This window comes from Clostridium sp. AF20-7 (assembly GCF_003479275.1).
Lineage (GTDB): Bacteria > Bacillota > Clostridia > Lachnospirales > Lachnospiraceae > Otoolea > Otoolea fessa.
The window spans coordinates 120,483-144,055 of sequence record NZ_QUGF01000007.1 but is presented as its reverse complement, the minus strand read 5'-3'; the positions used below and the strand labels follow the sequence as shown (position 1 = coordinate 144,055).

Below are 23,573 nucleotides of genomic sequence, written 5' to 3'. Positions count from 1 at the left end.
TAACGGAAAAATGCCTCTTGCATTTATCCTCTCTTTACAGTCTCTTCCCTGCAAGAACCTCTTTATAATCCTTATAATTCTCCTCCAAAAGCTTCGGCGTATCCAGACCATACGGGCACATCGACTTGCAGTGTCCGCAGTGCAGGCAGTCCTCTATCTTCTTCATCTTCGCCTGTCCCTCCGGGGAGAGGTATCTCGCTGACGGGGAACGGCGCAGAAGCAGGGACATACGCGCACAGTTGTTGATCTCGATTCCTGCCGGACACGGCATACAGTAGCCGCAGCCACGGCAGAATTCACCTGCCAGCTCTTTCTGGTCTTTTTCAATAACAGCTTTCAGCTCGTCCGTCAGTTCCGGTGGATTGCCGATGTAGCTTAAAAATTCGTCCAGCTCGCTTTCCTTCTGTACACCCCAGATCGGCAGTACATTCTCAAACTGTGCCATATAGGCATAGATCGCAGCCGAATTGGTCAGCAGACCGCCCGACAGACCCTTCATTGCGATAAATCCCATTTCGTGCTCCGCACAGGCCTTCGCCAACGCGATCTCCCGCTCGGTGGAAAGATAATTAAATGGGAACTGCAGGGTATCGTAAAGTCCCGACTCGATCGCCTCCTCCGCAATGCTCATGCGATGGTTCGTGATGCCGATGAAACGGATTTTCCCCTGCTCTTTTGCCTCGAGCATCGCCTCATAAAGACCGCTTCCGTCTCCCGGCTTCGGACAGACTGCCGGATTGTGGAACTGGTAAATGTCCACGTAGTCTGTTTTTAAATTATGTAAACTCGTCTCCAGATCCTTCCAGAAACCTTCCGCCGTCGTTGCCGCTGTCTTGGTCGCAATATAGATATGCTCGCGCACGTCGCTCAGCGCATAGCCGATCTTCTCCTCACTGTCCGTATAAAAGCGCGCCGTATCAAAGAAACGGACACCCGCGTCATACGCCTTGCGAAGCAGTACCTTCGCATCATCAAAAGAAATACGCTGGATTGGCAGCGCGCCAAATCCATTTTTATTGACGATAATATCCGTCTTTCCAAGGGTAACCGGCGTACCGGCTACCCTTTCTCTTTTATCCAGCATTTCTTTCAGTGCCTCGTCGCTGTCATCGATCCAGACATCCTCCTCATCGGCGTTGAGACCGAGATATTTTGCCAGTGTCCGCTCATCATCCGACCGGTTCCAACGGGAAATATAGCGATCGATTTCCTCAAATGGAACCTGTCCGGACAGGTACAATTCTTTAAATGTCATACTTCCTTCCGCTCCTTTAAATTCTTAAGTACCGTGATTTCCTGGTTATCTATGTGCCCCCTGGCTACCGCCTTTGCCTCCGCCATATGGCGCAGACGCAGTGCTGCCAATATTTTTTCATGCTCTAACTGCAGAATCTGCCGTTTATCCTCGTCCTTGATGTATTCCAGACGGAACCGGTACATCTGCTCACGCAGGTTGTTCAAAATCTGCACCAGACGCTTGTTGCGGGTCGAATGGTAGATCACGTCATGGTATGCCTCATCCGTCTCCGCGATCTTCATCGCATCGCCCTGATCAATCGCCGCTTTAAATGCTTTCTGTGCTTCTTCCAATGCCTGCATATCTTCTTCCGTCATGCGCTGGCACGCCAGCTCAATCGCCAGTTCCTCCAGCGAACGGCGCACTTCCAGCACATCTTTCAGGCTTTTTTCCGAAATCCGCGCCACCTCCGCGCCGCGCCGCGGAATCATCAGAACGAGTCCTTCCAGCTCCAGCTTGCGGATCGCCTCACGGATCGGGGTGCGGCTGACGCCCAGCTTCTGTGCCAGCTGGATCTCCATCAGGCGCTCGCCCGGTGCCAGCTCTCCCTTTAAGATTGCCTGCCGGAGTGTGTTGAATACCACATCCCTGAGTGGGAGATATTCATTCATTTTAACCTCAAAATTGTTCCCCATCTGCGTGCCCCTTCCTGTTGTAAAAACTAGTCAGGTATACCTGTTTCGCCAGATCCTGGCTGCTGCCATAGCGGAGTTCCTCATACGCCGCCTGCGCCGCCGTCTGGTTCGTAAACAAGCCAAATACGGTTGGACCGCTTCCGCTCATCAAAGAGCCGTCCGCGCCCATCTCCATCATCTTATCTTTGAGTGTCTGAATCACCGGATTTTCCGGGATCGTCACCGTTTCCAGCACGTTTCCAAGCTGTGAAACGACGCCGGAGAGGTCTTTTTTCTCGATCGCCGCCCGCATCGCATCAATATCCGGATGCGCCTCTGCACCCAGAGACGGCAGGTTTAAGCTCTCGTACACATGCTTCGTTGAAACGCTGACCGCCGGTTTGGCAATCAGCACGCGGCACTGCGGCATCGGCGGAAGCGGTGTCAGGATCTCCCCGATTCCCTCCGAAAGAGCTGTTCCCCGCATGATACAGTACGGCACATCCGCCCCCAGACGGACGCCGCGCTCCATCAGCTCCTGTTTCGAAAGCCCCAGTCCGAACATCTTGTTGATACCAAACAGGACTGCGGCCGCATCGCTGCTGCCGCCTGCCATCCCGGCTGCCACCGGGATAAATTTCTTCATCTTGATCTCCACACCGTCGCGGATTCCAAACTCATCCATCAGAAGTTTCGCCGCGCGGTAACCTAAGTTATTTTCATTGTCCGGCAGATAATAAAGGTTCGTTGAAAGACGGATTCCCTCTTCCTCCGTCCGGTTCAGTTCGATCGCGTCGTACACGCGCACCGTCTGCATGATCATCCGCACTTCGTGGTAGCCGTCTTCTCTCCGGCGGACTACATCCAGACCGAGATTGATCTTTCCATATGCTTTCAGCTCCAGATGCCTGATCATCGGTCATTCCTCCCATCGTTCCCTTAGTGTAATCACACTAGATTGTATTTTTTCATTATTTTGTATACAAGCTATTATATCCTTTTTGCATACAAAATACAATAGAATCCTTGCAGGATGAAGGTACCTGAATGAATCCCATTTTTTCCGCCAATATCCGTGAAGCCGTGTTGGAACGCTTCGTGCGAAGCCGGATCTTATCCAGCTCCAACGTTTCAAACCCGTATTTCACAATCGCCCGGCAGGCTTCCAGCGCATAACCCTGACGGCGGAACGGTTCATAAATATGATATCCCAGTTCTCCGTCTGTCAGCCCCGCCTTTCCAACCAGCACCCCGTCCGCGCGGCGTTCCAGCGCCCACAAACCGCACTCGGCAAAGCGGTACTGGTGTTTCCTGTATTCCTCGCGTTTGTTCCAGTCGGAGAAAGTTCCGTCGGCATCCTCAGCGGATGCCGGTTCCAACGGATCGTCCCGGGAAAATTCACGAATGATGAGGCGGTCGGTTTCCGCGATGAACCACGGGAGAGCCAGATGGCGGCGGACGACGCGTTCCAGGAATGTTTCATCGGCGTCTTCAGGGTCTGTAATAAGGTAAAGGCAAAATGAATAGTCGGCCGGCTGTTTTTCCTCATTTTCCCTCCATAAGCCAACAATAGCTCTCCCGGCTGCTTTCGCAGCCTGAAGAGCTTCGTTTTCATCGGAGAGAATTACCGGGTATGTCTGTCCCGCAATGGTTACTTCTCGTTCGATTGTCATAGATTATCTTTCTTTTCCTTTTTCCGGCTCCGGGTACTCCTCGCCGAAGGTGTCAACGGTCATCTTTTTGATCTTCTGCTCTTTCAGCGGACGATCGCCCCAGTCGGTGCGGACACCGGCAATCTTGTCCACGATATCCAGACCTTCAACTACCTTCCCGAAGGATGCATACTGACCATCCAGATGCGGGGAAGTCTCATGCATGATGAAGAACTGGGAACCTGCGGAGTTCGGGTCCATCGCACGCGCCATAGAGAGAACGCCTTTGGTGTGCTTGAAATTGTTCGTAAAACCATTCTGGCTGAACTCACCCTTGATGGTATACCCTGGACCGCCCATACCGTTTCCATTCGGGCATCCGCCCTGAATCATAAAGCCCTTGATGACACGGTGGAAGATCAGACCATCATAAAAGCCCTTCTTGATCAGGCTGATAAAGTTGTTGACTGTGTTCGGCGCAATCTCTGGGTAGAGCTCTGCCTTCATGATATCGCCATTTTCCATCTCAATGGTAACAACTGGATTTTTCATGTATGTTTCCTCCTGAATTTTAAAAAATACCTCATTAAGTGGTCACATTATACCATAAGAACGTTCGAAAATCGACTGTTTTTCGTTCCATATTTGTCCATTTTCTTTACATTTCGTAAGTTTCTCCTCACAATTCGTTCACATTTATGGCTTAAGATGTATAGCACAATGTCGAAATGGACATTCTATGCGAAAAGATGAATGTTGCGCTCAGGAATCATCATCTGTCCTGCATCATACATCTGTGAGCAAACTAAGTCAAAAGAAAGGTTGGTAATGTACTATGAAAAAAACATATTTTGCTATCCTGGGCGCGGCTGCGATCCTCTCGCTCGCAACCGCCTGCTCTTCCAAAAACGTGAATGAACCGACTGCTAATGAATCGTCCCAGTCCGCCTCCTCCGAGTCCAGCTCGAATGGCATGGACGAAAGCAGCCCGATGGATGATTTAAAAGAAGACGCCAAAGACGCCGTTCTTCCATCCGAAGGAACTGCCGATGCAAAACAGTCCACAATGACTGGTACGATCAGCGACATCAAAGACTTTATGTTTACGATCACCGCCGACGGAACCGATTATGAATTCAGCTTCGAGCAGGATCAGAAACCGGACGGGCTTTCTGATGTAAAAGATGGGGATAAAGTTACCGTAACGTATACGGGAACCGTCAGTGAAGTGGATGCATTCAGCGGAACCGTTTTATCAGTTAAAAAAGCGGAATAAGGATTGTTGACACACTTTATACCCGTATTTTTTATGGCAGTCTTGACAGACGAAGCACGCAAAATATCTGCGCTTCCTGCCCAGGCTGCCATTTTCGATCCTCTGAACATAAAATATATTTATCGTAATCATGGAATCCATGTTCCGCGTTCATATTTCGTTCACACTTCATTAAAAAACCTTTTACACAATTAACATGGTTTCTTCACGATTTTTCCCTATACTATAACCATAGCAACAAGCAATGCTTACAAATTTTTTTCATAATACCGAGCTGAGTTTATATCAGCTCTCCTCCCTTTTTCAATACCAAAAGACCTCTCACTGCTGGAGAGGTCTTTTGTTGTATCTGAATCCCTCAATTCTCTCACTGTTCCGGTCTTCGTACCTTCCTGCCAAGCACCACCAGCGCTGCAAGGTTTGGCACCGCCATCAGCCCATTGAAAATATCAGATACCGCCCAGACGGCTTCCATCCGGCTGACGCAGCCGAGAAAGACTGAGGCAAGATAACCTCCGTGATACAAAATACATATTTTGTCGGCACGCTTCTGTGGGACATCCCGCATCAGCCATCCAAGTGCCTGATCGCCGATGTAAAACCAGGCAAGGATCGTGGCAAAGGCAAACAGCACCATGCACGCCGCCGTCACTATGCCGCCTGCATTTCCAAAACGGGCTGCCAGAGCCGCCGCCACCGCGCCGCTGCCGCCCAGGGAATCGATCTTCTCGGTCAGATTGTGTGGAAATACACAGAGCAGTAAAAAAGCGGTCAGGCTGCACCCTATGATCGTATCGAAAAACACCTCGAAAATCGCCCACATTCCCTGTTTCTGCGCTTCCTGCCTCTGTCTTAGCCTCCCCTTTCCCTCGCTCATCCCATGCAGCACCGCCAGACTCCCCAGGCCCGCCTCATTGGAAAACACACCGCGCGATACCCCGCTCCGGATCGCCGCTGCCATTCCGTACCCGGTCATCCCGCCCGAAATTCCTGAAAAATTCAAAATACTGCTTCCATCCGTCTGTCCTGCATTATCTGCCAGTCCAAATGCCCCGCCCACAATTTTCACCAATACTTCCGGTATCTGATCATAAAAGCTGAACACGGCGATTCCACCTGCCAGCAGATACAGCCCCGCCGATACCGGTACCAGCACCGAAGCCGTCCATCCGATGCGTTTTGCCCCACCAAAGAGCACCACGGCAGTCAAAACTGCCAGTATGATACCGGTTCCAAGCGGCGGCAGGGATGTTGCATAGCGCAGACTATCCGCCAGAGCCCCCGCCTGTACCATACATCCCATTCCAAGCGACGCCAGCACGCAAAACAGGGCATAGCATTTTCCAGCGAAACAGCTTCCAACCCCATTTTCCAGATAGACATAAGGTCCGCCCCCATACAAAATTCCCAGATAAACCTCCGTATATGCCAGCGCCATCCCCAGAAATGCCGCCGCCCACATCCAGAACACAGCACCCGGACCACCGATCGCCAACGCGGCTGCCACGCCCGTGATATTTCCCGTTCCGACCGTCGCCGCCAGCGCAGTGCAGGTCGTCAAAAGCTGTCCTTTTCCGCCGCTCCCAACCGTCTCTCCCCACCAGACTCTGATATGACGGATCGGAAATCCCCGCAGACGCACCACGCAGAGGACTCCAACCGCCAGAAACAGTCCCAGAAGCCACGGTCCCCACACCATTTTCTGTACGATTCTGAGCGCTTCCATCCGAGCACCTTTCTATATCTATTTTCACTCTATCAAACCAATCTTATGATTTACTATGATATTTTATTCTCCAAGCCGTGATATTGCCTTCCGAGAACTCTCTTTCCATCCACATTTTCTTACACTTTCTGTAAACATCCGCAAACCCCATGACAAACCAGACCGGCAGTGCTACAATAAGCATATCGGACAGGCGGACAAATTTCCAAATCTCTGTCCTTCTGGAAAGGATGAAAACAATATGCCAGGTTTTACCACGCACTATATATTCGGCATGAAAGCATACAACGATATGCCGTTCACACCCTTAAAACACACGATCGCCAAATACCGCTGGCTCTACCAGCTCGGTCTGCAGGGACCGGATATGTTTTTCTATAATATCCCAATCCTGCGCCACCGCGATTACCGCAACGTCGGTTCCTATATGCACGAACACAAGGTAAACGCCTTTTTTGAGTGCTGTCTGCGCCGTATTGGAACCATCCGCTCGCGCCAGCAGCAGGAGGAAGCCATCTCCTATCTGGCCGGATTTATAAACCATTACATTGCCGATTCGATCTGTCATCCTTACGTGTACGGGCGCATCGGCTATCCAGTGGATGCCCCGACCTCCATGCATCACGGGATGCACGCACATCTGGAAAACGAGCTCGACGCGATCCTGCTCTGGAAATATAAAAAAAAGAAGCCGTCCGAATTTAACCAGACCGCCACGATCTGTCTAAATGGACAGGAAATCCAGTTTATTTCCCATTTCCTGGCTTCCTGCATCAACGAAACCTATTATCCGATCACCTACCGCAACAACTTCCAGGTTACTCCGGCGATGGTGCACCGCTCCATCTGGGCGCTGCGCTTCGGCTGCCGGACACTCTCGGACAAGAACGGCAAGAAAAAATTCGGCATTGCACAGGTCGAATCCATCTTCGTCAACCACCCAGTTGCTTCCGCGAAAATGGTAACGGACTCCGTAACCGACTACCGGAGCAGCTGTAACCTAAACCACGAAGCATGGGGCAACCCGTGGGATCCGACCCGCGTCTCAACCGCCTCGTTTGTTGATCTCTTCCATGAAACATTGGACAAATGCAGCCGTGTCTATGCGCTTTTAAACAGCGCCGTCACAGACAACATGCCGTTAGATAAACAGGATTTATCGCCGCTTCTGGCTGAACTGGGGAATGAGTCTTATCACAGCGGACTACCTGTTGAGTGAAAACACGTACTTCGGTTCCTGGTAAATAAAAGCTGTCATATGAAGAACACTCATCTGTTTCTCATATGACAGCTTTTTTGATCACTTTTCTCTTAATTATACACAGAAAATATCCCGTGTCTGTGCAGACAACCTCTTATTCTGCGTTCTCTGTCTCTTCCTCCGCCTCAGTCGTATCGTACTCGCCTGCTGCTTCTTTCTCTTTCACCTTGGAAATCAGCTCTTTGGTATCCGGAAGTTTGAAATCTGCGCCAGCCTCATAGGAACCACTGATAAACCATGCGTCCTCGTTATCCTGGTCGCTCTCCGGAACGATGCTGTAGGACAGTGCATACTGTTTCCACAGTCCGCCGTAGGAATCTTCACCGGACATCTCAATCGAGAAGTCCTGGGTGTGGACAATGTCGTTGAATCCCTTGATTAAATCTTCCGCATAGGTTCCTATCTGATCATCCGGCAGATCATCTGCCACTACCCAGATCAGCATGATCTGTTTCTTGTTCGGCTCCATATAGAAATGGAAATCGCGGCCGTACTCGTAGGTACTTGTATCCTTGAACATGTCTTCCGCGTCCGTGCTGACCTGTGTCCAGTCGATCTCAACATTTTCCTGGGTCTCAAAATTCGGATCTCCGACTACCGTCTCAGAAGTCGGTTTTACAATCGTACTCTCCGTGCATCCGCTGAGCAGCGCCATACACGCAACCATCATTATCAGAAGTTTTTTCATCGTGTTCTTCTATCCCTTCATTCACTCATTCACAGCCGGAACCAGCCCGAACCGCATGGCTATTATATAATATCGCCTTTTGTTTTTGTAGTCATTTTAGAAAAATTCAAAAAATCTTCATACTTTCCAAAATTTCCCGTAAACAATCCATCTGGACCATTTTACCGCCATTTAGCGCATCCAGGTTGTCAATCCAAATCCTCAACCGTAAGCTCTGTGTCATCCTCCTGCACACCCTGCTGTGTTTTGGCATCCTCTGCCTCTTTCTGTGCAGGTTTTTCTTTCAGCGGCTTCTTTTCCGTGGAACCAGTTCTTACTTTTCCACTCTCTGCCAGCCGGGACGCGGCTGCATCTGCCGCCGGAACCTGTCCTGAACCAGATCGCACATCCATGTCAGACTCCGCCTGCTCTGTGCTCTCATCTGCCTCCGCCGTGCCAGGCGCCCTGTAGGACGCGCCCATCCGCTTTTCAAGCAGTTTTTCAAACTCTTCCCGCGAACAGCCGATCTCCTGCAGACGCTGTCTTCTCCGTTTTCTCCGCTCCTCCTGGCGTCTCTTTTCTTCCTGATGACGCTGGTAGAACAACCATACAAGCGCCGCACACGCCGCTGCCAGAAGCACACTGACGACCACAATCAGCACCGTTCTCACCGATACTTTCGGAAGTTTCGGCAGGGTCAGGTGGAACGAAGATTTCGCCTGCTTCGGTTTTCCGGACGCGCCTGTATTGGATGCTGCCGGATCCGATGCCGTATTTCCGTCATCCGGAGCCGTCTCCCCGTTTGCTGCCGCTTCTGCCGCCGATGCGCTGATCAGATACACCTGTCCGATCTTGCGGTCGTTGTATTTGTAAGAAAGCAGTGCCACCGCGCCCAGCGGTGCATCCTCCGGCAGATCCGTTACCACCGTCTTCTCCGCATCCGCAAACGAAGCATCCTTCGGGATCGTGATGACTGCCGACGTATCCATCGATAAATCGGACGGCTGATAGCTATTGTCTCCGATCTGCACCGGCTGATCGCCGCTTGTGTATGCCGTCTCATTTTCCGAAATATTTACATTTTCAAACCGTAGAAAGCCGAAATCCAGCAATGCAATCGTATCCTGATAATGGGTCGCCTGCGTACTCTTCATCGTGACCGCAATCTGGCGTCTGTCATCCTTGATCGCATAGGTAACAAGCGTCTGCCCCGCAACGGATGTGTAACCGGTCTTTCCGGCCACCGCATATGGATAATAGTTCGGACTCTCTGTGTCAGTCGTGATAAGAAGCTTGTGCTCCGGCTGGATGGTCACACCGTCCGGATTGTTCTTCGTCGCCGGTAATCGGTAGCTCTTATCCTTACTGATCGTTAAAAGCGTGTCATTTTTATACGCCGCCGATGCGATCAGCGCCATATCATACACCGAAGTGAGCTGTGTGTCGTCATTCAGACCGGACGGATTCGCAAAATGGCTGTTCTCACAGCCAAGCTCCGCCGTCTTCTCGTTCATCATCTTCACAAAACCGTCGCGGCTTCCGCCCACATGCTCCGCCAACGCATTCGCCGCCTGGTTGGAAGAACGCATCAGCAGCAGGTAGAGACAATCGCGCACCGAAAGCGTGTCGCCCTCCTCGATGGCGTTCTTGTTTCCGCTGCCATCTTCCACGTTGTAAACGGCATCGTGGGAAAATGTGATCGTATCATCCAGACTGCTGTTCTCAATGACTACGAGCGCCGTCAATATTTTCGTGATACTTGCCGGCGCTTTCTGCACATGGATGTTCTGCCCAAATAAAACCGCCCCGGAGTCCGCATCCATGACAATGCCTGCCTCCGACTCGATCCCCGTATCCGAGGGCCAGTCCGGCTTTGCAAATGCCGTCATCGGCATTCCGGCAGCCATCAGTGCCGTAATCATCAAACTTATCAGTAAACGTCTTAATCTCTTCATACGATTCCTTCCTGTCAGCTTTCCTTTTCCGGAAATCCTTTTGTATCATGAACGATATAAATTGGACGATCCTTCAATTCTGTAAACAGGATCGCGATATACTCCCCGATAATTCCCACAATCACAAACAGCATCGCGAACATAAAGCATAAAAGCACTACGATCGTCGCGTAACCATTGGGCGTTCCTTTGACCGCCCACTCATAAATCGTTTCCAGCATCACGAGCAGCCCCAGAAAGCCCACAATAATTCCCGAGTAAATGCCGAGCTTTAGCGGCAGATCCGAAAAGCAGAGAATCGTATTGATCGAAAATTTAAATAATTTCCGGATGCTGTACTTGCTCTCGCCCGCCACCCTGGCTCTCGCCTCATACTCGATGGTCGTCCGGTTAAATCCGATATTCTGCACATAGCCGCGCAGGAAACGCACTTTTTCCCGGTAATTGGTCTTTAACACCTGCGCCGCATTGGCAGTCAGCGCAAAGAAATCGGATGCGTTATTTTCCAGCTTCACATCTGAAATCTTGTTCAAAAATTTATAAAAAGCAGAAGACGTCAGGTTTTTGATGAATCCAGCCGATTTATTTTTCGTCCGGACCATGTTGATAACCTCATAGCCCTCTTCGAATTTTTCGATTATCTGCGCCACACATTCCGGCGGATGCTGCAGATCGGCATCCATACACACGATGCCCTCCCCGCTGCTGTGGTCCAGCCCCGCAAGCATCGCCGCCTCATGGCCAAAGTTACGGGAAAAGTTGATCACACGTACCCGCGGATCCGCTGCTGCCAGTTCTGCCAGAATCTGCCCCGAGGCGTCCGCACTTCCGTCGTTGACAAAAATCAGTTCGTAATTCCACGGCAGCGCCTCAAAAACCGGAGTTGCCTCCCGATAGAACTCATGCAGCGCCTTTTCCTCGTTGTAAACAGAAATCACGATCGAGATCGTCTTTGGTTTCTGTCCGTTCATATTTTCCATCCTGTTCTGCATGGTCGACTGTCTGGTTTCATTTTTCTTCTTATCTTCCATGCTGTCTGTCCGTTTTTTCTTATCTTTCTTACTCATATTTCATCTTTCAATTAAGCATCCGGGTCATCCAAAATTTCGATCGCTATCGAAGAATGTGCCGGAACCCGTTTTTCCACCGGCGGCAGCGTCATATAATCGCCGTAAATCCACTCCAGCACATGCTCATAGCCCACCGGCACCATCAGCTTTGTGTCCTCAAACGGCAGATCCACCGCGCGCTCGCACCATGCGCCCTCCAGCGTTACATAGAGATAATCCGGCTGGTAATTGCTGTAATACCAGTGTTTCGTCTTCTTTTTGCGATCCTTCGCCGCTGCAAGTCTCTGCAGCTTAAATAAAACCGGCATCGGGACAAGGTGCCCCACACCTGCCAGCACACCAACCCGCAGCTTATCCATCAGGCTGTATTTGCTGAAATCAATCTGATCACGGTGTGCGATCGCCATTCCATAAATAACCTTCTGAAGAAATTTTGCGCTCCACGCGCCCACCTTACTATCCGGCAGGCGGTCAAGGACGAACAGATCCACCCAGAGATGGTTTAATTTTCCCTCATAAAACTGCATCTGCTCATTGTCCTCATGGACGCGGCTGTTGTCATAGATGACGCGCGTTGTAAAATCATAAAACACCTTGCCACCCCGGATCTCCTCCGGGCGCAACAGGGACATTCCCTCCGGCAGCTCCCGCGGCGCTACCTTCAAAAACATCTCATAATTGGCACGTGTAAATGCCAGATCGACATCATCATCCCACGGGATAAATCCCTCATGACGCACCGCGCCCAAAAGTGTCCCGGAATCCAGCATATAGGAAATCTTGTATTTCCGGCAGATCCGGTCTATCTCCTTCAAAAGGCGCAGATTCGCCCGGTGAACCTTCTCAAGCCCCGGATACGGCGGCAGTTTGACCGCCCTGCGGCTCTCTGATTTTTCCTCATTCATGATGGTTGTCCCCTCATTTTCTTCTGCAACTGCTCATTCTCTGTCACAGCTGCTCATTTTCACAGGCATTTTCTTACAGGCAGAGTATCTCCCCGCCTGTGAATTGCCGCGGTCCCCGTCCCTACTGACGGCATGCCTCACGAAGTGTCTTTGCCATATAATCAATCATTTCATCTGTCATGCCCGGATAAACGCCGACCCAGAAGGTATCGCGCATGATACGGTCGGTATTTTCCAGAGTTCCGGCTACGCGGTAGCCGCAGTTTTCTTTCCGCATCTCATCAAAGCACGGATGCTTGATCAGGTTTCCGGCAAAGAGCATACGCGTCTGCACGCCCTTTTCCTCGACATATTTGACTACCTTGTTCCGATCCACGCCCTCTTGGCAGGTCAGAAGGAAACCAAACCAGCTCGGATCGGAATGCTCACAGGCAACCGGCAGGATATATGCGTCCTCGGTTCCGGCAAGTCCCGCTTTCAGACGGGCGAAATTGTGTTTTCTGCGCTCCACGAAGGATGGAAACTTTTCAAGCTGCGCGCAGCCGATCGACGCCTGCAGGTCGGTCGCCTTTAAATTATATCCAAAATGGGAGTATACATATTTATGGTCGTAGCCAAGCGGCAGCTCACCATACTGGCGGTCAAATCGGTGACCGCAGAGGTTATCGCAGCCGGACGGGCAGACACAGTCGCGTCCCCAGTCGCGGAAGGAACGGATAATCTTGTTTAAAAGCGGATTGTCCGTGTACACGGCGCCGCCCTCTCCCATCGTCATGTGGTGCGGCGGATAAAAGCTGGACGTTCCGATATCTCCGATCGTACCGGTAAAATGCCACTCGCCGTTCAGCTCATAGCGGCTTCCGAGGGCATCACAGTTATCCTCCACCAGCCACAAGTCATGACGGTCACAGAATTCTTTTACCTTCTGTAAATCAAACGGATTTCCCAGCGTGTGGGCAATCATAACCGCTTTCGTCTTTTCTGAAAGCGCCGCCTCCAGTTTGTCGGCGTCGATATTGTACTGTGGAATCGTCACATCCACAAATACCGGAACTGCGCCATACTGGATCGCCGGGGTTACCGTCGTCGGGAAACCTGCCGCAACCGTGATGATCTCATCGCCGCGGCGCACCCGGCGTTCTCCCAACAATGGGGAAGTCAGCGCCATAAATGCGATCAGGTTCGCAGAGGATCCGGAGTTTACAAGGGAACAGTATTTGACGCCCAGGTACTTCGCAAGCCCCGCCTCAAACTGATCGGTGTAACGTCCGGAGGTCAGCCAGAACTCCAGCGCACTGTCTACCAGATTGACCATCTCATGGTTATCGTAAACGCGGGACGCATACGGAATCCGCTGTCCCTCGGTAAATTCTTTTTTCTGATTATGATATTTATCGCAATACTCTGCCACCAGATCGAGAATCTGCTGACGCGCAGCCTCTTTTCCGTCCGACAGGGTTACTTTTTCTTCTGACATGTTTCTCCTCCTGCTTTTGCTACTGCTCTCTGCCGCACCCGTTCTGCCTGCTGCCAGACACACCTTTCGTGCAGCCGCCTGCATCTATTTATTTTTCTTCAAACCGAGCCGCATACGCCCGGATCTGCTCATCCGTCACCTCGCGCATATCCGCTCCGGCAAGCCACTTCTTCGACCATTCCACCGTCGCAGCCATCGCTTCTTCTACATGGAAGTGCGGCTTCCAGCCAAATACCTTTTTCACTTTGGAACAATCCAGTTTCAGAAAATTCGCCTCATGCGGACCTCCGTCATAGCGGTTGATCCAATGCATCCCGCCGCCCCATGTTTCACAGAACAGATCCGCCAGACGTCCTGTATTGACGCAGTCACAGTCATCCGGTCCGACGTTGTAGCAGCCCGCCAGCTCCGCATTTTCCCACTGCGCCTTTGCCACCGTCAGATACAAAAACAGCGGCTCTAACACATGCTGGAACGGGCGCGTCGAATGCGGATTCCGCACGATGATCGGCTCTTTCTTTTCCGCTGCGCGCACGCAGTCCGGCACGATCCGGTCCGCCGCAAAATCACCGCCGCCGATCACATTGCCAGCACGACAGGTTGAAACGGCGCAGCGGCCGTCCGTGAAGAACGACTGCTTATAGCTGTGTGTCACCAGCTCCGAACAGGATTTGCTATTGGAATACGGATCATAGCCGTCCAGCGGGTCATTTTCGCGGTAACCGTACTCCCATTCCTTATTTTCATAAACCTTGTCCGTCGTCACATTGACGAGAGAGCGGACGGATTCACACTGTCTGGCGCATTCCAGCACATGAACCGTACCCATGACATTCGCCGCATACGTGCCGACCGGATCCCGGTACGACTCGCGCACGATCGGCTGCGCTGCCAAGTGGAGTACAATCTCTGGCTTCGTCTCATCAAACACCTGTTTTAAATGGGCAAAATCGCGCACATCCCCATCCACATGGTGAATCGTCTCCCCCAGATGCAGGATCTCAAACATCGACGGCTCGGTCGGCGCTTTCAGAGCATAGCCGGTCACCTCCGCCCCCGCCAGATGGAGGATGCGGATCAGCCAGCTTCCCTTAAAGCCTGTGTCACCGGTCACAAGGACCCGTTTTCCTTTATAAAAATCAAGAAGTTCCATGGTTTTCCTCTTTTTAATTAATTTCGTGATTTCATCACTCCATTATCTTTGCTGAGTGCTCTTATTATATTTCTCACCCGTCCACTCACGAACCCGCGCTATCGCGCTCTACCGCCCTGCTTCGCATGGCTGTTCGTTCGTTAATGGCGCAAGAAAAGAATATGTCTGCTTCGCAGCCGCATTCTTTCCTTCTGCGCTCATTATATCATACTTTCTTACAGGATTTGTGTATATTCCTTGAATTTTCCCTTACAGTATATTATTGTTACTGTTCACGGGTAGGCACTTTTGGAACCGAAAGTGCCGTAAGAAAACGTGGTGGCAGCAGGAATTTGCCGTATTTAAATGCGAAGCCACGGCAAATTCCGTTACTGGGCACGTATGCGTGTACAGTAACATATTATTTCCACAGCTTCCAGGGCGCATTGCCTTCCTGCCACATCTGTTCCAGCTGCATCTTGTCACGCTGGGTATCCATACATTTCCAGAAACCGTCGTGGCGGTATACCATCAGCTGTCCGTCCTTGGCAAGCTGCTCCAACGGCGCTTTCTCAAAGACGGTATCATCGCCCTCGATATAGTCAAAGACGCCCGGTTCGAGTACCATGAAGCCGCCGTTGACGATCTTGCCGTCATCATCGTTCTTCTCACGGAACTCGCGGATGTGTCCGTCGCTGTCAACATCCATGACACCGAAACGCTGTCCGATGTTGACTCCGGTCAGGGTCGCGATCTTGCCGTGCTGCTTGTGGAATGCCACCAGCGCGTCCAGATCCACGTTGGAAACGCCGTCGCCGTAGGTCAGCATGAACGTCTCATCCCCAATGTAATCGCGGATACGTTTGATACGACCGCCCGTCATCGTGTGCAGTCCGGTATCGACCAGCGTCACGCGCCACGGCTCGGAATAGTTGTTATGCACCTGCATCTCGTTCTTCGCCAGATCGAAGGTCACATCCGACGTATGCAGGAAATAATCGGCAAAATACTCTTTTACTACATACTGTTTGTAGCCCAGACAGATCACAAAATCATTGAATCCATACTGGGAATAGTGCTTCATGATATGCCAGAGAATCGGCTGTTCTCCGATCTCGATCATTGGCTTTGGTTTTAAATGGCTTTCCTCGCTGATTCGTGTGCCGAATCCACCCGCTAATATTACAACTTTCATTGCACTTCTCCTTCCGTCCATCGTTTTTATCGAAATATGTTCAAATGGTTTTCTTCCAAAATTCTCATCGCATCCCGCACTGCATCCGGGTCGTTATGCAGGTAGTTTTCCAGATCCTCATCGCTCGCCGTCCGGTAATTCCGTCCCAGCTCCCTTGATACCTGTAAATATGCTTTCCGGTACGGCGCTGTCCGGATTTCTGCCCGGGTTGTCCATGCATTTCCAAAGACCGTCAGCACGGTAAATGCCAGCATACAGACCTTTAAAGGTGTGCGTACTGCCCGTTTCTCCGGTGCGCGTGTTTTCGCCTTATCTGCCTCTGTTTCCTGCGCCTTTTCCCGGCACATACTCCAGACGAGTGCAAACGTAAGCAGAATTCCTACAATTCCCATCTGATACTGTATCTCGTACCGCGAGGACATCCCGTACTCGTCCTTCAGGAAAATCCACCGCGCCGCCAGCACCAGCAGATGGTTACAGCCGCCGCTGAGAACCAACAGAAGCGGAAAAATAGTCTTTTTATAAAGCTGAAACCGCACATTCAGATACAGTGCCAGCAGATACGAAACAAACACTGCCAGCCCCAGCAGATACACCAGATGCAGCCGGACAAACCAGGGGCTTCCTGCCTCCAGCTCCTGAATCTGCGCCACGCCGATCACCGACGATGCCACCGCTTTCAGCAGAAACCGCAGGAAAAAGAGCGGCTGGGCGGCAAATTCCTGAGCGATTGAAACATCAGTCACTGCTCCACGGTGTACGTAAACTGCCTGTGAACTGCTCCAAAGATATAATACCATCGCAAGAACCGTTGTCAATGCCCCGATGCACCAGGTTCTCCGGCACTTTCGGCTCCAGGAGCGGCTGCTTGTTTCAGCACCCCCGCGCCGATCCGCCAGCCACAGTGCGCCGTATGCCAGCACCAGAATCACCGCATAGCCGCCGCTGTACGGTCCTGCCACCAGCACGACCAGCAGGATCGGCAGAATTGCCAGAAGCACCCGGTCAGACATATTCCGGCACCGGGTCGCCGCTGCATGGTCAAGGACTGCAAAATGGAATAAAAATCCGGAGATCGACAGAGTGCAGACCCAGCCGGTCCCGTTCGTCATCATTTCCCATTTATTCAGGCTGAAATATACAAACTGAATCAACAGGAAGGAAAGATAGCCGACCGAGCGGTTCCGCTCTGCGTAGAGCGCCAGCACCGCCGCGCCCGCACCCAGGCTCAAAACACCCAGAATCATGTCAAAATACGTATTATAGCCAAATAGTTTCACATTGATAATGCGCCCCAGATACGTGATCGGAACGCGCGTCAGGATATCCGGTACAAAGAATTTCGCCGGATTTGCCACATCCGGCAGATACGAATTGATCAGCCGGATATAATCCGAATACGCCACATTGTCCGAGGCATGAAATATATACCAGATATAAAACAAAATCCCCAAAATAACCGGAAGCCCTAAAAATACACGGCGTTTCATCCGTTTCTCCTCTTTAAAATGCTCAGCTGGTTCAAGTAAAGTTCAAATAACTGACGGTGTTTCTTCGTGATAACCTCCAGAATCACACCACTGATCCACAACAGGAACGAAATCACATAGAGTCCGGAACACGCGATCAGGGTCGGGAACTTCGGCACCATGCCGGTTGCCAGATAGCCGCTGAGCACCGGCGCGAAAAATGCCGTTGCAATCGCAAAACAAATGAGTCCCAGCCATCCAAAGAACGCAAATGGCTTGTAATCCCGGAAGAGTCTCGCGATCGTGCAAAGCACCTTAAATCCATCCGAAAATGTATTTAACTTTGACACACTTCCCTCCGGGCGGTCACGGTATCCAACCGGGATCTCCACCAGCTTAAAGTTCTTGTCCAGCGCATGGATGCTCATCTCCGTCTCAATCTCAAATCCGGTCGAAAGAATCGGGAAGCTCTTGACAAATTCATAGTTAAACGCGCGCGCACCTGTCATAATATCCTTGATATTGCTCTTGAAAATCAGGTTGATAAGCCCACGCACAAGACGGTTTCCAGTATTGTGGAACGGACGCTTATTTTCGGTAAAATACGTCGAAGAAAGGCGGTCGCCGATGACCATATCCGCTTTTCCCTGTAAAATCTGGTCTGCCAGCTTTCTCGCGTCCTCCGCCGGGTAGGTGTCATCGCCGTCCGTCATGACATAGCACTCCGCGTCAATGTCGCGGAACATGCTGCGGATGACATTTCCCTTGCCCTGCTGGTATTCATAGCGCACAACCGCGCCTGCCTCCCTGGCAATCTCATCCGTGTGATCCGATGAATTATTGTCATATACATAGATCGTTGCCTCCGGCAATGCCTCGCGGTAGTCCTTGACCACCTTGGCAATCGTCTGGCCTTCATTATAACACGGAATTAATACCGCTATCTTGTCCATTTTTCTCCTCCCGTTTTCACTCTTCCACCGTTTTGGCGGACCATTCCGGATTGATCACAACAGCCCGTTTTGTCTCAGCTGTACTTACCAATTCCAATTTTATCTCTCTCTGAAGCCCTGTCAGATCAAGCTGTACTTCCATCGGTTCATATTCCTTCTGTCCCGCCTGGATCACAGCAGCCGTCCGGCTGTTTGTCCCATCCGAGGCGATGATTTCCACTTCAAATGGCTGCTTCAGCACCCAGTAGTCCGGATCACACAGAACCGCCCGGATAGTCGGATGATCGTCCCCGCTGGTATTCTCCCAGCGCCATTCTGGTACTTCTTTTTCCGGTTCCTGTGCATCCATGAAAATCTCCTGTGTGCGGTACCAGCAGTTTTCGCGTCCATGCGCCATCTCAAGCCCTGCCAGCGTAAAGGACTGGCTGCCCTGCAGGATTGTTTCCTGATACTCCATATCATGCACGTACCATCCCGCCTCATTCATCCATTCCAGATAGCTTTCCAACGTCTCAAGTCCCTGCGGGATCATGTCATAGACGCCCTCGCCTGCCTCCATCGCCTCCTCGATTTCATCGATATAGGCGTCTTTCTGCTCCGAAAGCTCATTGACGATCGAATACCGGTTCCAGACCGGCACATCTTCGCCCGCAAGCCGCGCATAACTTCCCACATCCGACCAGGTCAGGAAAATGCGGTCAATCTTGGAACGTTCTTCCGGTGTAAACAGCTGATGATCGTGAAATACGTAAGGCAGGTTGCTGCGGATACTCTCACGGCTCACCGCCCGCATCGCCCATTCCCCGCCGTTCCAGACACAGGTATAAGCATCGTAAGCGCGCCCGGCGTAAACAACTATAAACATAATCGCAAATACAACGCCGCCTGTCAGCCTGGGAGAAATGGAAGCCATTCCCTGCAGCACCAGGCACCCGCAAAGCATTCCGGCAAATAAGATTCCGCCCATAAAATAGCGGCTGTGTCCCGTCGTTGCCGCCCAGAGAATAAAGGATGCGGCATACAGCAGAAATAGGGTTCCCGTCCTGCTGCTGACCCGCTTCCAAATCCAGCAGAGCCCGGCTCCCGCCGCTCCCAGATACATCAGCGCCAGATCCAGGTTGTATTTCGCCGGGAGCTCACTCAGGCGGTAATCTGGATGCCGGATCATCGAATATGCCCACAAAAGGAACTCTTTTATGTTGCTGGGTCCCCATCTCGGATCCTTAAAGTCCATTTCCCCAAAATATGGCGAATGAAACAGGCTGTTGTAATAAGGATAAACCGGATTTTTCATCGCTATCCCATTGTAAATCAGGTACACACTGACGGGAATCATCCCCGTCACCAGGCATCCCAGAAACAGCTTCGGCGTCAGATACTTCCGGATTTTCCACAGATACAGAAGCACCAGCGGTACCAGATACACGATATTCGTCATCTTGAGGCAGAACAGGATTCCGCCAAACAGGCAGAATAAAACCGCCTCGCGCTCCCACTTCGCCTCATCCAGACCGCGCAGAAGCAGAAATACCATTTCCAGCAGAAACGGCAGCGCCAGAAGCTCGACCATGTAGCTGCCACTCTCCTGAATCAGCTCCAGACGGCTGACAATCAGAAATGCAAGTACCGGCGCAAGATGCTTCAACCAGCTGCATGTTCTTTCCAGCCGGCCTGCCTCCATGCTCAGGAACACCGTTACCTGCCGATAAATCACAAGCATCGCCAGCGCATTTAACAATGTCCCCATCCGAAGCCCAAAAAGCGCCCGGAATGGATAAAACATCCGGTCGCCCAGCCGGAAACCGAACATCTGGAACCGTCCCGGTATCACATGATAATGAAGGTTGTCCACAAATCCGGGAATCTGCGACAGCAGGTGATAGTTCTGCGTATCATAGCTCTGATCCGGGGCAAATCCCTTGACCGAAAAAAATGCCAGGATGAACAAACTTCCCGCTATAAAAAACGGACTCACTCCCGCATGGTCCCGTTCAAATCTTCCGATTGCCGCCATGACTGCACCGCATAAAACGAGCGCTGCCGCCCGCGACAAAATCGTTCCCTGTGGTACATGTAAAAGCCATGCCAGAAGATCCAGCACTTCCAGCCACCAGATAAAAAGCGTATAGGCAAGCAGCACTGCAAAACTGCGGGTACTGACTCTCCATTTTGCCGTTTTGTCTGCCGGCCTGTTTCCAAATAACATACTTTTCCCTTGTAATCATCCAGTTTTCTTCATGAACCTGCTGAATCATTACTTCCTTTCCATGAAACAAAATATATCTTAAAAGAAATATTCTTCCAGCATCAGGCACAGTGCATGGTACACCGGAAGATGCAGCTCCTGAATCTTAAATGTCTCCTGCTCCGGCACGACAATCGCAGTGTCGCTGTACCCACGGATCCGCCCGCCGTCGCGTCCCAGAAGCCCGATAACCTTAAGCCCCTTTGCCTTTGCCGTCACGGCTGCATACAGGACATTTTTTGAATTGCCCGAGGTTGAGATTCCGAGGAACACATCCCCCTCTTTTCCATATCCAAGCACCTGTTCCGCATAAGTCATGCTGCCATCCACATCATTCATAAATGCGGTGGTCAGTCCTGCATGCCCAGTCAGCGCGATCGCCGGAAGTCCCTGCTGCAGCTTTTCAGAAAGTTCCGCTCCCATCTGCGGGTCTACCGTTTTAAGCGCCGCCTCTATCTCCGCCGAAACCAGGCGTTTCTTCACAAACCCCTTCATCAGCTCGCCCACGATGTGCTCCGAATCCGCACAGCTTCCGCCATTTCCGGCAATCAGAAGTTTTCCGCCGCGCTCATAGCACTCTTTCAGCGTCTCATAGGCAGTGCGAATATCCGCTTTCACCGGTGCAAGAACCGGATAGCGGCTGATCAGCTCGTCTAGGTACTCGTATTCCTTCATGATTTCTATTTCCTCCTGTCAGGTTTTTCGATGTCTATTGAGCTTCTGCATCATAAAATAAATACTCCCGCTCAAACATTTCCAGATTGTTCTGCGCTTCTTCCTCCGGCACCGCTGTGTCGGATACCCGCGCAAGCATATTTCCATTTTCAAAAAACAGATCGGTCAGGCTGCCTCTGCGGATCTGCTCCCGCAGAAGATCCAGACTCCACTCCCAGCTTCCCGGTCCCAGATAGCCTGCTTCCGCGTAGACATAATCTGTCTTCGCATACGCCATATAGGTTTCAAACGCCTCCGGCGAGTTGACAAGTTCGACGTTGCCCCACGGCGATGTAATATCCTTATACGACTCCACATTGCACGGAAACTGCAAACAGTACGGATGCGTTCCAAATGCGATCACCCGGTTTTCCGGATCCTGTGACACTTCCTGCCAGATCAGCGTGTTTCCCTTTTCCTCCATCCGCGCCTGTTCCTGCGCCCGGTGATTGACACGCCCTTTATTCAGAAGATGAATCTCCGAAAATCCAGCCGTCCACGCCCAGCTGCTGATCGCCGTGACAATCAGATTTAATACCAGCAACGGCGCCAGGCACTTCGACGCGAGCGGATAAAAGCCGATTTTCTTAAAATACACCATCGCCCGGCATACCCCCAGAATCAGCATAGAATACAGAAGCATGAAATAATTTCCGTCGATCTGGTAAAGCATCGACAGGCTGATCAGGCTGACGATCACAAATGGGAAGAAAATTACCAATGCCGCGTTCCAGATATGGGACTGCTCATCTCCCTTTTTGGAGAAAATCCCATAAAGCACCAGCATCACAATCAGCACCGCCATCAGCGAGGTTCCCCACGCCAGAATTACATGCCCCATATCTTCACCCTGCGGCTGCATCAGCATCTGCCAGATGCGCCGCGCCAGCACATGAAGCGTTGATTCCTCCTGATAATTCTGCGGCAGCTCCGAGGTGGCAAATGGGTATCTCATTTTAAAACCAAACCATGCAAAAATCGAAGTAAACACCGAAGTGACCGGCATTCCCGTGATCTTCATCGTCCGCGCCCAGATACCGACCAATGCCCCAAACGGCAGGCATAAGGAGCCAATCAGGCGGACCATATGGTGAAACAGGTCAGCCGCCGCCCCGCGCTCATGAAACCAGAACCACAGAAGGTACAGCCCCATCATGCCAAATACGGCAGTGGAAAAGACCAGGGAGGTCGGCTTCATCGTGAGGGACAGGAAATAGGAACCGGCTGCCCCGGAGAGGAATATCCAATGATTTTCATACACATGAATATACTGAAAGAAACATCCCAGCATGATAAGCTGCAGCAGCCACGTAATCAAATCCGCCTTGGCTGTGAGCGCCATATTCATGATGCCCGGCACCGAAACCGTCAAAACAGCTGCCATAATTCCCGGCAAGACGCTTCGATACGTTAGTTTCTTCTCTGTTCCGGCTTCCCGGCTCTCTTTCCCACGTTTTCGATCGCCCGTCAACATCACCGCATTCCAGACCATCACTCCGATTCCCAGGACTGCCAGCCAGAGGTTAAAGAACGTCAGGTAGCTGTGACTCGCCAGATCGCAGAGCGGCAGAGTCAGCACCTCAAAGCCCTTCGAATACACATAGACCATGCCGACCAGCCCCGGATTCTCATACAGCCCGGTTCCGCCTGCCACAATGTACTGGGAACGCACACCATACCAGAGTGTATCAAAGTCGAGTGCGATATTCAGGCGTCCCACCTGAATCAGGAACATCAGGACGCACCAGCCAGCCGCCAGCGTCCATGCCCGGCGCACCCGGCGCGGTATTTCCCGCGATGCCCCGCTGCCAGCCTGTTTGTTACTGTTCACGCATACGTGCCCAGTAACGGAATTTGCCGTGGCTTCGCATTTAAATACGGCAAATTCCTGCTGCCACCACGTTTTCTTACGGCACTTTCGGTTCCAAAAGTGCCTACCTGTGAACAGTAACGCCTGTTTCTCTG

Annotated in this window: 21 protein-coding genes; 2 read left to right on the top strand and 19 right to left on the bottom strand. The window is 51.5% G+C overall.

The window, feature by feature from the left end; translation table 11 throughout:
• Positions 1-34 precede the first annotated feature (34 nt).
• The 5 genes from DWX68_RS09190 to DWX68_RS09170 are packed head-to-tail and all read right to left on the bottom strand — an operon-like array spanning position 35 to position 4,115.
• Entirely contained in the window at positions 35-1,255 is a 1,221-nt protein-coding gene (locus tag DWX68_RS09190) for an aldo/keto reductase (RefSeq protein ID WP_118569921.1), read from the bottom strand.
• Positions 1,252-1,932 (bottom strand): GntR family transcriptional regulator, encoded by a 681-nt coding sequence (locus DWX68_RS09185; protein ID WP_107000683.1) that lies wholly within the window; start codon positions 1,930-1,932, stop codon positions 1,252-1,254. Before DWX68_RS09185 ends, DWX68_RS09190 begins: the two co-directional genes overlap by 4 nt.
• Positions 1,916-2,827 carry a 4-(cytidine 5'-diphospho)-2-C-methyl-D-erythritol kinase gene (ispE, locus tag DWX68_RS09180; RefSeq protein WP_118629187.1) on the bottom strand — a complete coding sequence of 304 codons (912 nt, stop codon included), beginning with the start codon at positions 2,825-2,827 and terminating at the stop codon, positions 1,916-1,918. The genes DWX68_RS09185 and ispE overlap by 17 nt, the downstream gene beginning before the upstream one ends.
• 55 nt (positions 2,828-2,882) lie before the next feature.
• Positions 2,883-3,584 (bottom strand): GNAT family N-acetyltransferase, encoded by a 702-nt coding sequence (locus tag DWX68_RS09175; RefSeq protein WP_118629185.1) that lies wholly within the window; start codon positions 3,582-3,584, stop codon positions 2,883-2,885.
• 3 nt (positions 3,585-3,587) lie between these two features.
• Complete coding sequence (locus DWX68_RS09170; protein ID WP_107000686.1) at positions 3,588-4,115, bottom strand: peptidylprolyl isomerase; 528 nt, start codon at positions 4,113-4,115, stop codon at positions 3,588-3,590.
• A 283-nt stretch (positions 4,116-4,398) separates the two neighbouring features.
• Here DWX68_RS09170 and DWX68_RS09165 point away from each other — a divergent pair, with 283 nt between their 5' ends.
• On the top strand, positions 4,399-4,839 hold the full coding sequence (locus DWX68_RS09165) for a hypothetical protein (RefSeq protein WP_107000687.1): 441 nt from the start codon (positions 4,399-4,401) through the stop codon (positions 4,837-4,839).
• A gap of 367 nt (positions 4,840-5,206) precedes the next feature.
• Here the strand turns inward: DWX68_RS09165 and DWX68_RS09160 are convergent, their stop codons facing one another.
• Together DWX68_RS09160 and DWX68_RS14690 are read right to left on the bottom strand one after the other, a co-directional pair.
• On the bottom strand, positions 5,207-6,565 hold the full coding sequence (locus DWX68_RS09160) for an amino acid carrier protein (RefSeq protein ID WP_118629183.1): 1,359 nt from the start codon (positions 6,563-6,565) through the stop codon (positions 5,207-5,209).
• 43 nt (positions 6,566-6,608) lie between these two features.
• Complete coding sequence (locus tag DWX68_RS14690) at positions 6,609-6,749, bottom strand: hypothetical protein (protein ID WP_182432166.1); 141 nt, start codon at positions 6,747-6,749, stop codon at positions 6,609-6,611.
• A gap of 57 nt (positions 6,750-6,806) precedes the next feature.
• On the opposite strand from DWX68_RS14690, the gene DWX68_RS09155 reads away from it, so the two are divergent.
• Entirely contained in the window at positions 6,807-7,784 is a 978-nt protein-coding gene (locus DWX68_RS09155; protein ID WP_117796288.1) for a zinc dependent phospholipase C family protein, read from the top strand.
• 136 nt (positions 7,785-7,920) lie between these two features.
• On the opposite strand, the gene DWX68_RS09150 is transcribed toward DWX68_RS09155, so the two are convergent.
• The 12 genes from DWX68_RS09150 to DWX68_RS09095 all read right to left on the bottom strand — a co-directional run bounded on the left by DWX68_RS09150 (position 7,921) and on the right by DWX68_RS09095 (position 23,439).
• Positions 7,921-8,514 carry a hypothetical protein gene (locus DWX68_RS09150; protein ID WP_181357194.1) on the bottom strand — a complete coding sequence of 198 codons (594 nt, stop codon included), beginning with the start codon at positions 8,512-8,514 and terminating at the stop codon, positions 7,921-7,923.
• A gap of 188 nt (positions 8,515-8,702) precedes the next feature.
• Entirely contained in the window at positions 8,703-10,448 is a 1,746-nt protein-coding gene (locus DWX68_RS09145) for a D-alanyl-D-alanine carboxypeptidase family protein (protein WP_118522908.1), read from the bottom strand.
• 14 nt (positions 10,449-10,462) lie between these two features.
• Entirely contained in the window at positions 10,463-11,419 is a 957-nt protein-coding gene (locus tag DWX68_RS09140) for a glycosyltransferase family 2 protein (protein ID WP_117796321.1), read from the bottom strand.
• Positions 11,420-11,529: 110 nt separating this feature from the next.
• Positions 11,530-12,423 (bottom strand): LicD family protein, encoded by an 894-nt coding sequence (locus DWX68_RS09135; RefSeq protein ID WP_118629181.1) that lies wholly within the window; start codon positions 12,421-12,423, stop codon positions 11,530-11,532.
• 121 nt (positions 12,424-12,544) lie between these two features.
• Positions 12,545-13,900 carry a lipopolysaccharide biosynthesis protein RfbH gene (gene rfbH / locus DWX68_RS09130; RefSeq protein WP_118471412.1) on the bottom strand — a complete coding sequence of 452 codons (1,356 nt, stop codon included), beginning with the start codon at positions 13,898-13,900 and terminating at the stop codon, positions 12,545-12,547.
• A gap of 88 nt (positions 13,901-13,988) precedes the next feature.
• Positions 13,989-15,053 (bottom strand): CDP-glucose 4,6-dehydratase, encoded by a 1,065-nt coding sequence (rfbG, locus tag DWX68_RS09125; protein WP_118629179.1) that lies wholly within the window; start codon positions 15,051-15,053, stop codon positions 13,989-13,991.
• Positions 15,054-15,453: 400 nt separating this feature from the next.
• The gene (gene rfbF, locus DWX68_RS09120) at positions 15,454-16,227 is read right to left on the bottom strand and encodes a glucose-1-phosphate cytidylyltransferase (RefSeq protein WP_022360069.1); all 774 of its coding nucleotides are present in this window, start codon (positions 16,225-16,227) and stop codon (positions 15,454-15,456) included.
• Positions 16,228-16,253: 26 nt separating this feature from the next.
• On the bottom strand, positions 16,254-17,717 hold the full coding sequence (locus DWX68_RS09115; protein ID WP_118629177.1) for a hypothetical protein: 1,464 nt from the start codon (positions 17,715-17,717) through the stop codon (positions 16,254-16,256).
• A complete protein-coding gene (locus DWX68_RS09110; protein WP_118629175.1) occupies positions 17,714-18,649 on the bottom strand; it encodes a glycosyltransferase family 2 protein in 936 nt (311 codons plus the stop codon). The genes DWX68_RS09115 and DWX68_RS09110 overlap by 4 nt, the downstream gene beginning before the upstream one ends.
• Positions 18,650-18,665: 16 nt before the next feature.
• The gene (locus DWX68_RS09105) at positions 18,666-20,855 is read right to left on the bottom strand and encodes a hypothetical protein (protein WP_118629173.1); all 2,190 of its coding nucleotides are present in this window, start codon (positions 20,853-20,855) and stop codon (positions 18,666-18,668) included.
• A gap of 78 nt (positions 20,856-20,933) precedes the next feature.
• Positions 20,934-21,569 carry an SIS domain-containing protein gene (locus tag DWX68_RS09100; RefSeq protein ID WP_118469182.1) on the bottom strand — a complete coding sequence of 212 codons (636 nt, stop codon included), beginning with the start codon at positions 21,567-21,569 and terminating at the stop codon, positions 20,934-20,936.
• 34 nt (positions 21,570-21,603) lie between these two features.
• Positions 21,604-23,439 (bottom strand): potassium transporter KefB, encoded by a 1,836-nt coding sequence (locus tag DWX68_RS09095; RefSeq protein WP_118629171.1) that lies wholly within the window; start codon positions 23,437-23,439, stop codon positions 21,604-21,606.
• Positions 23,440-23,573: the final 134 nt, after the last annotated feature.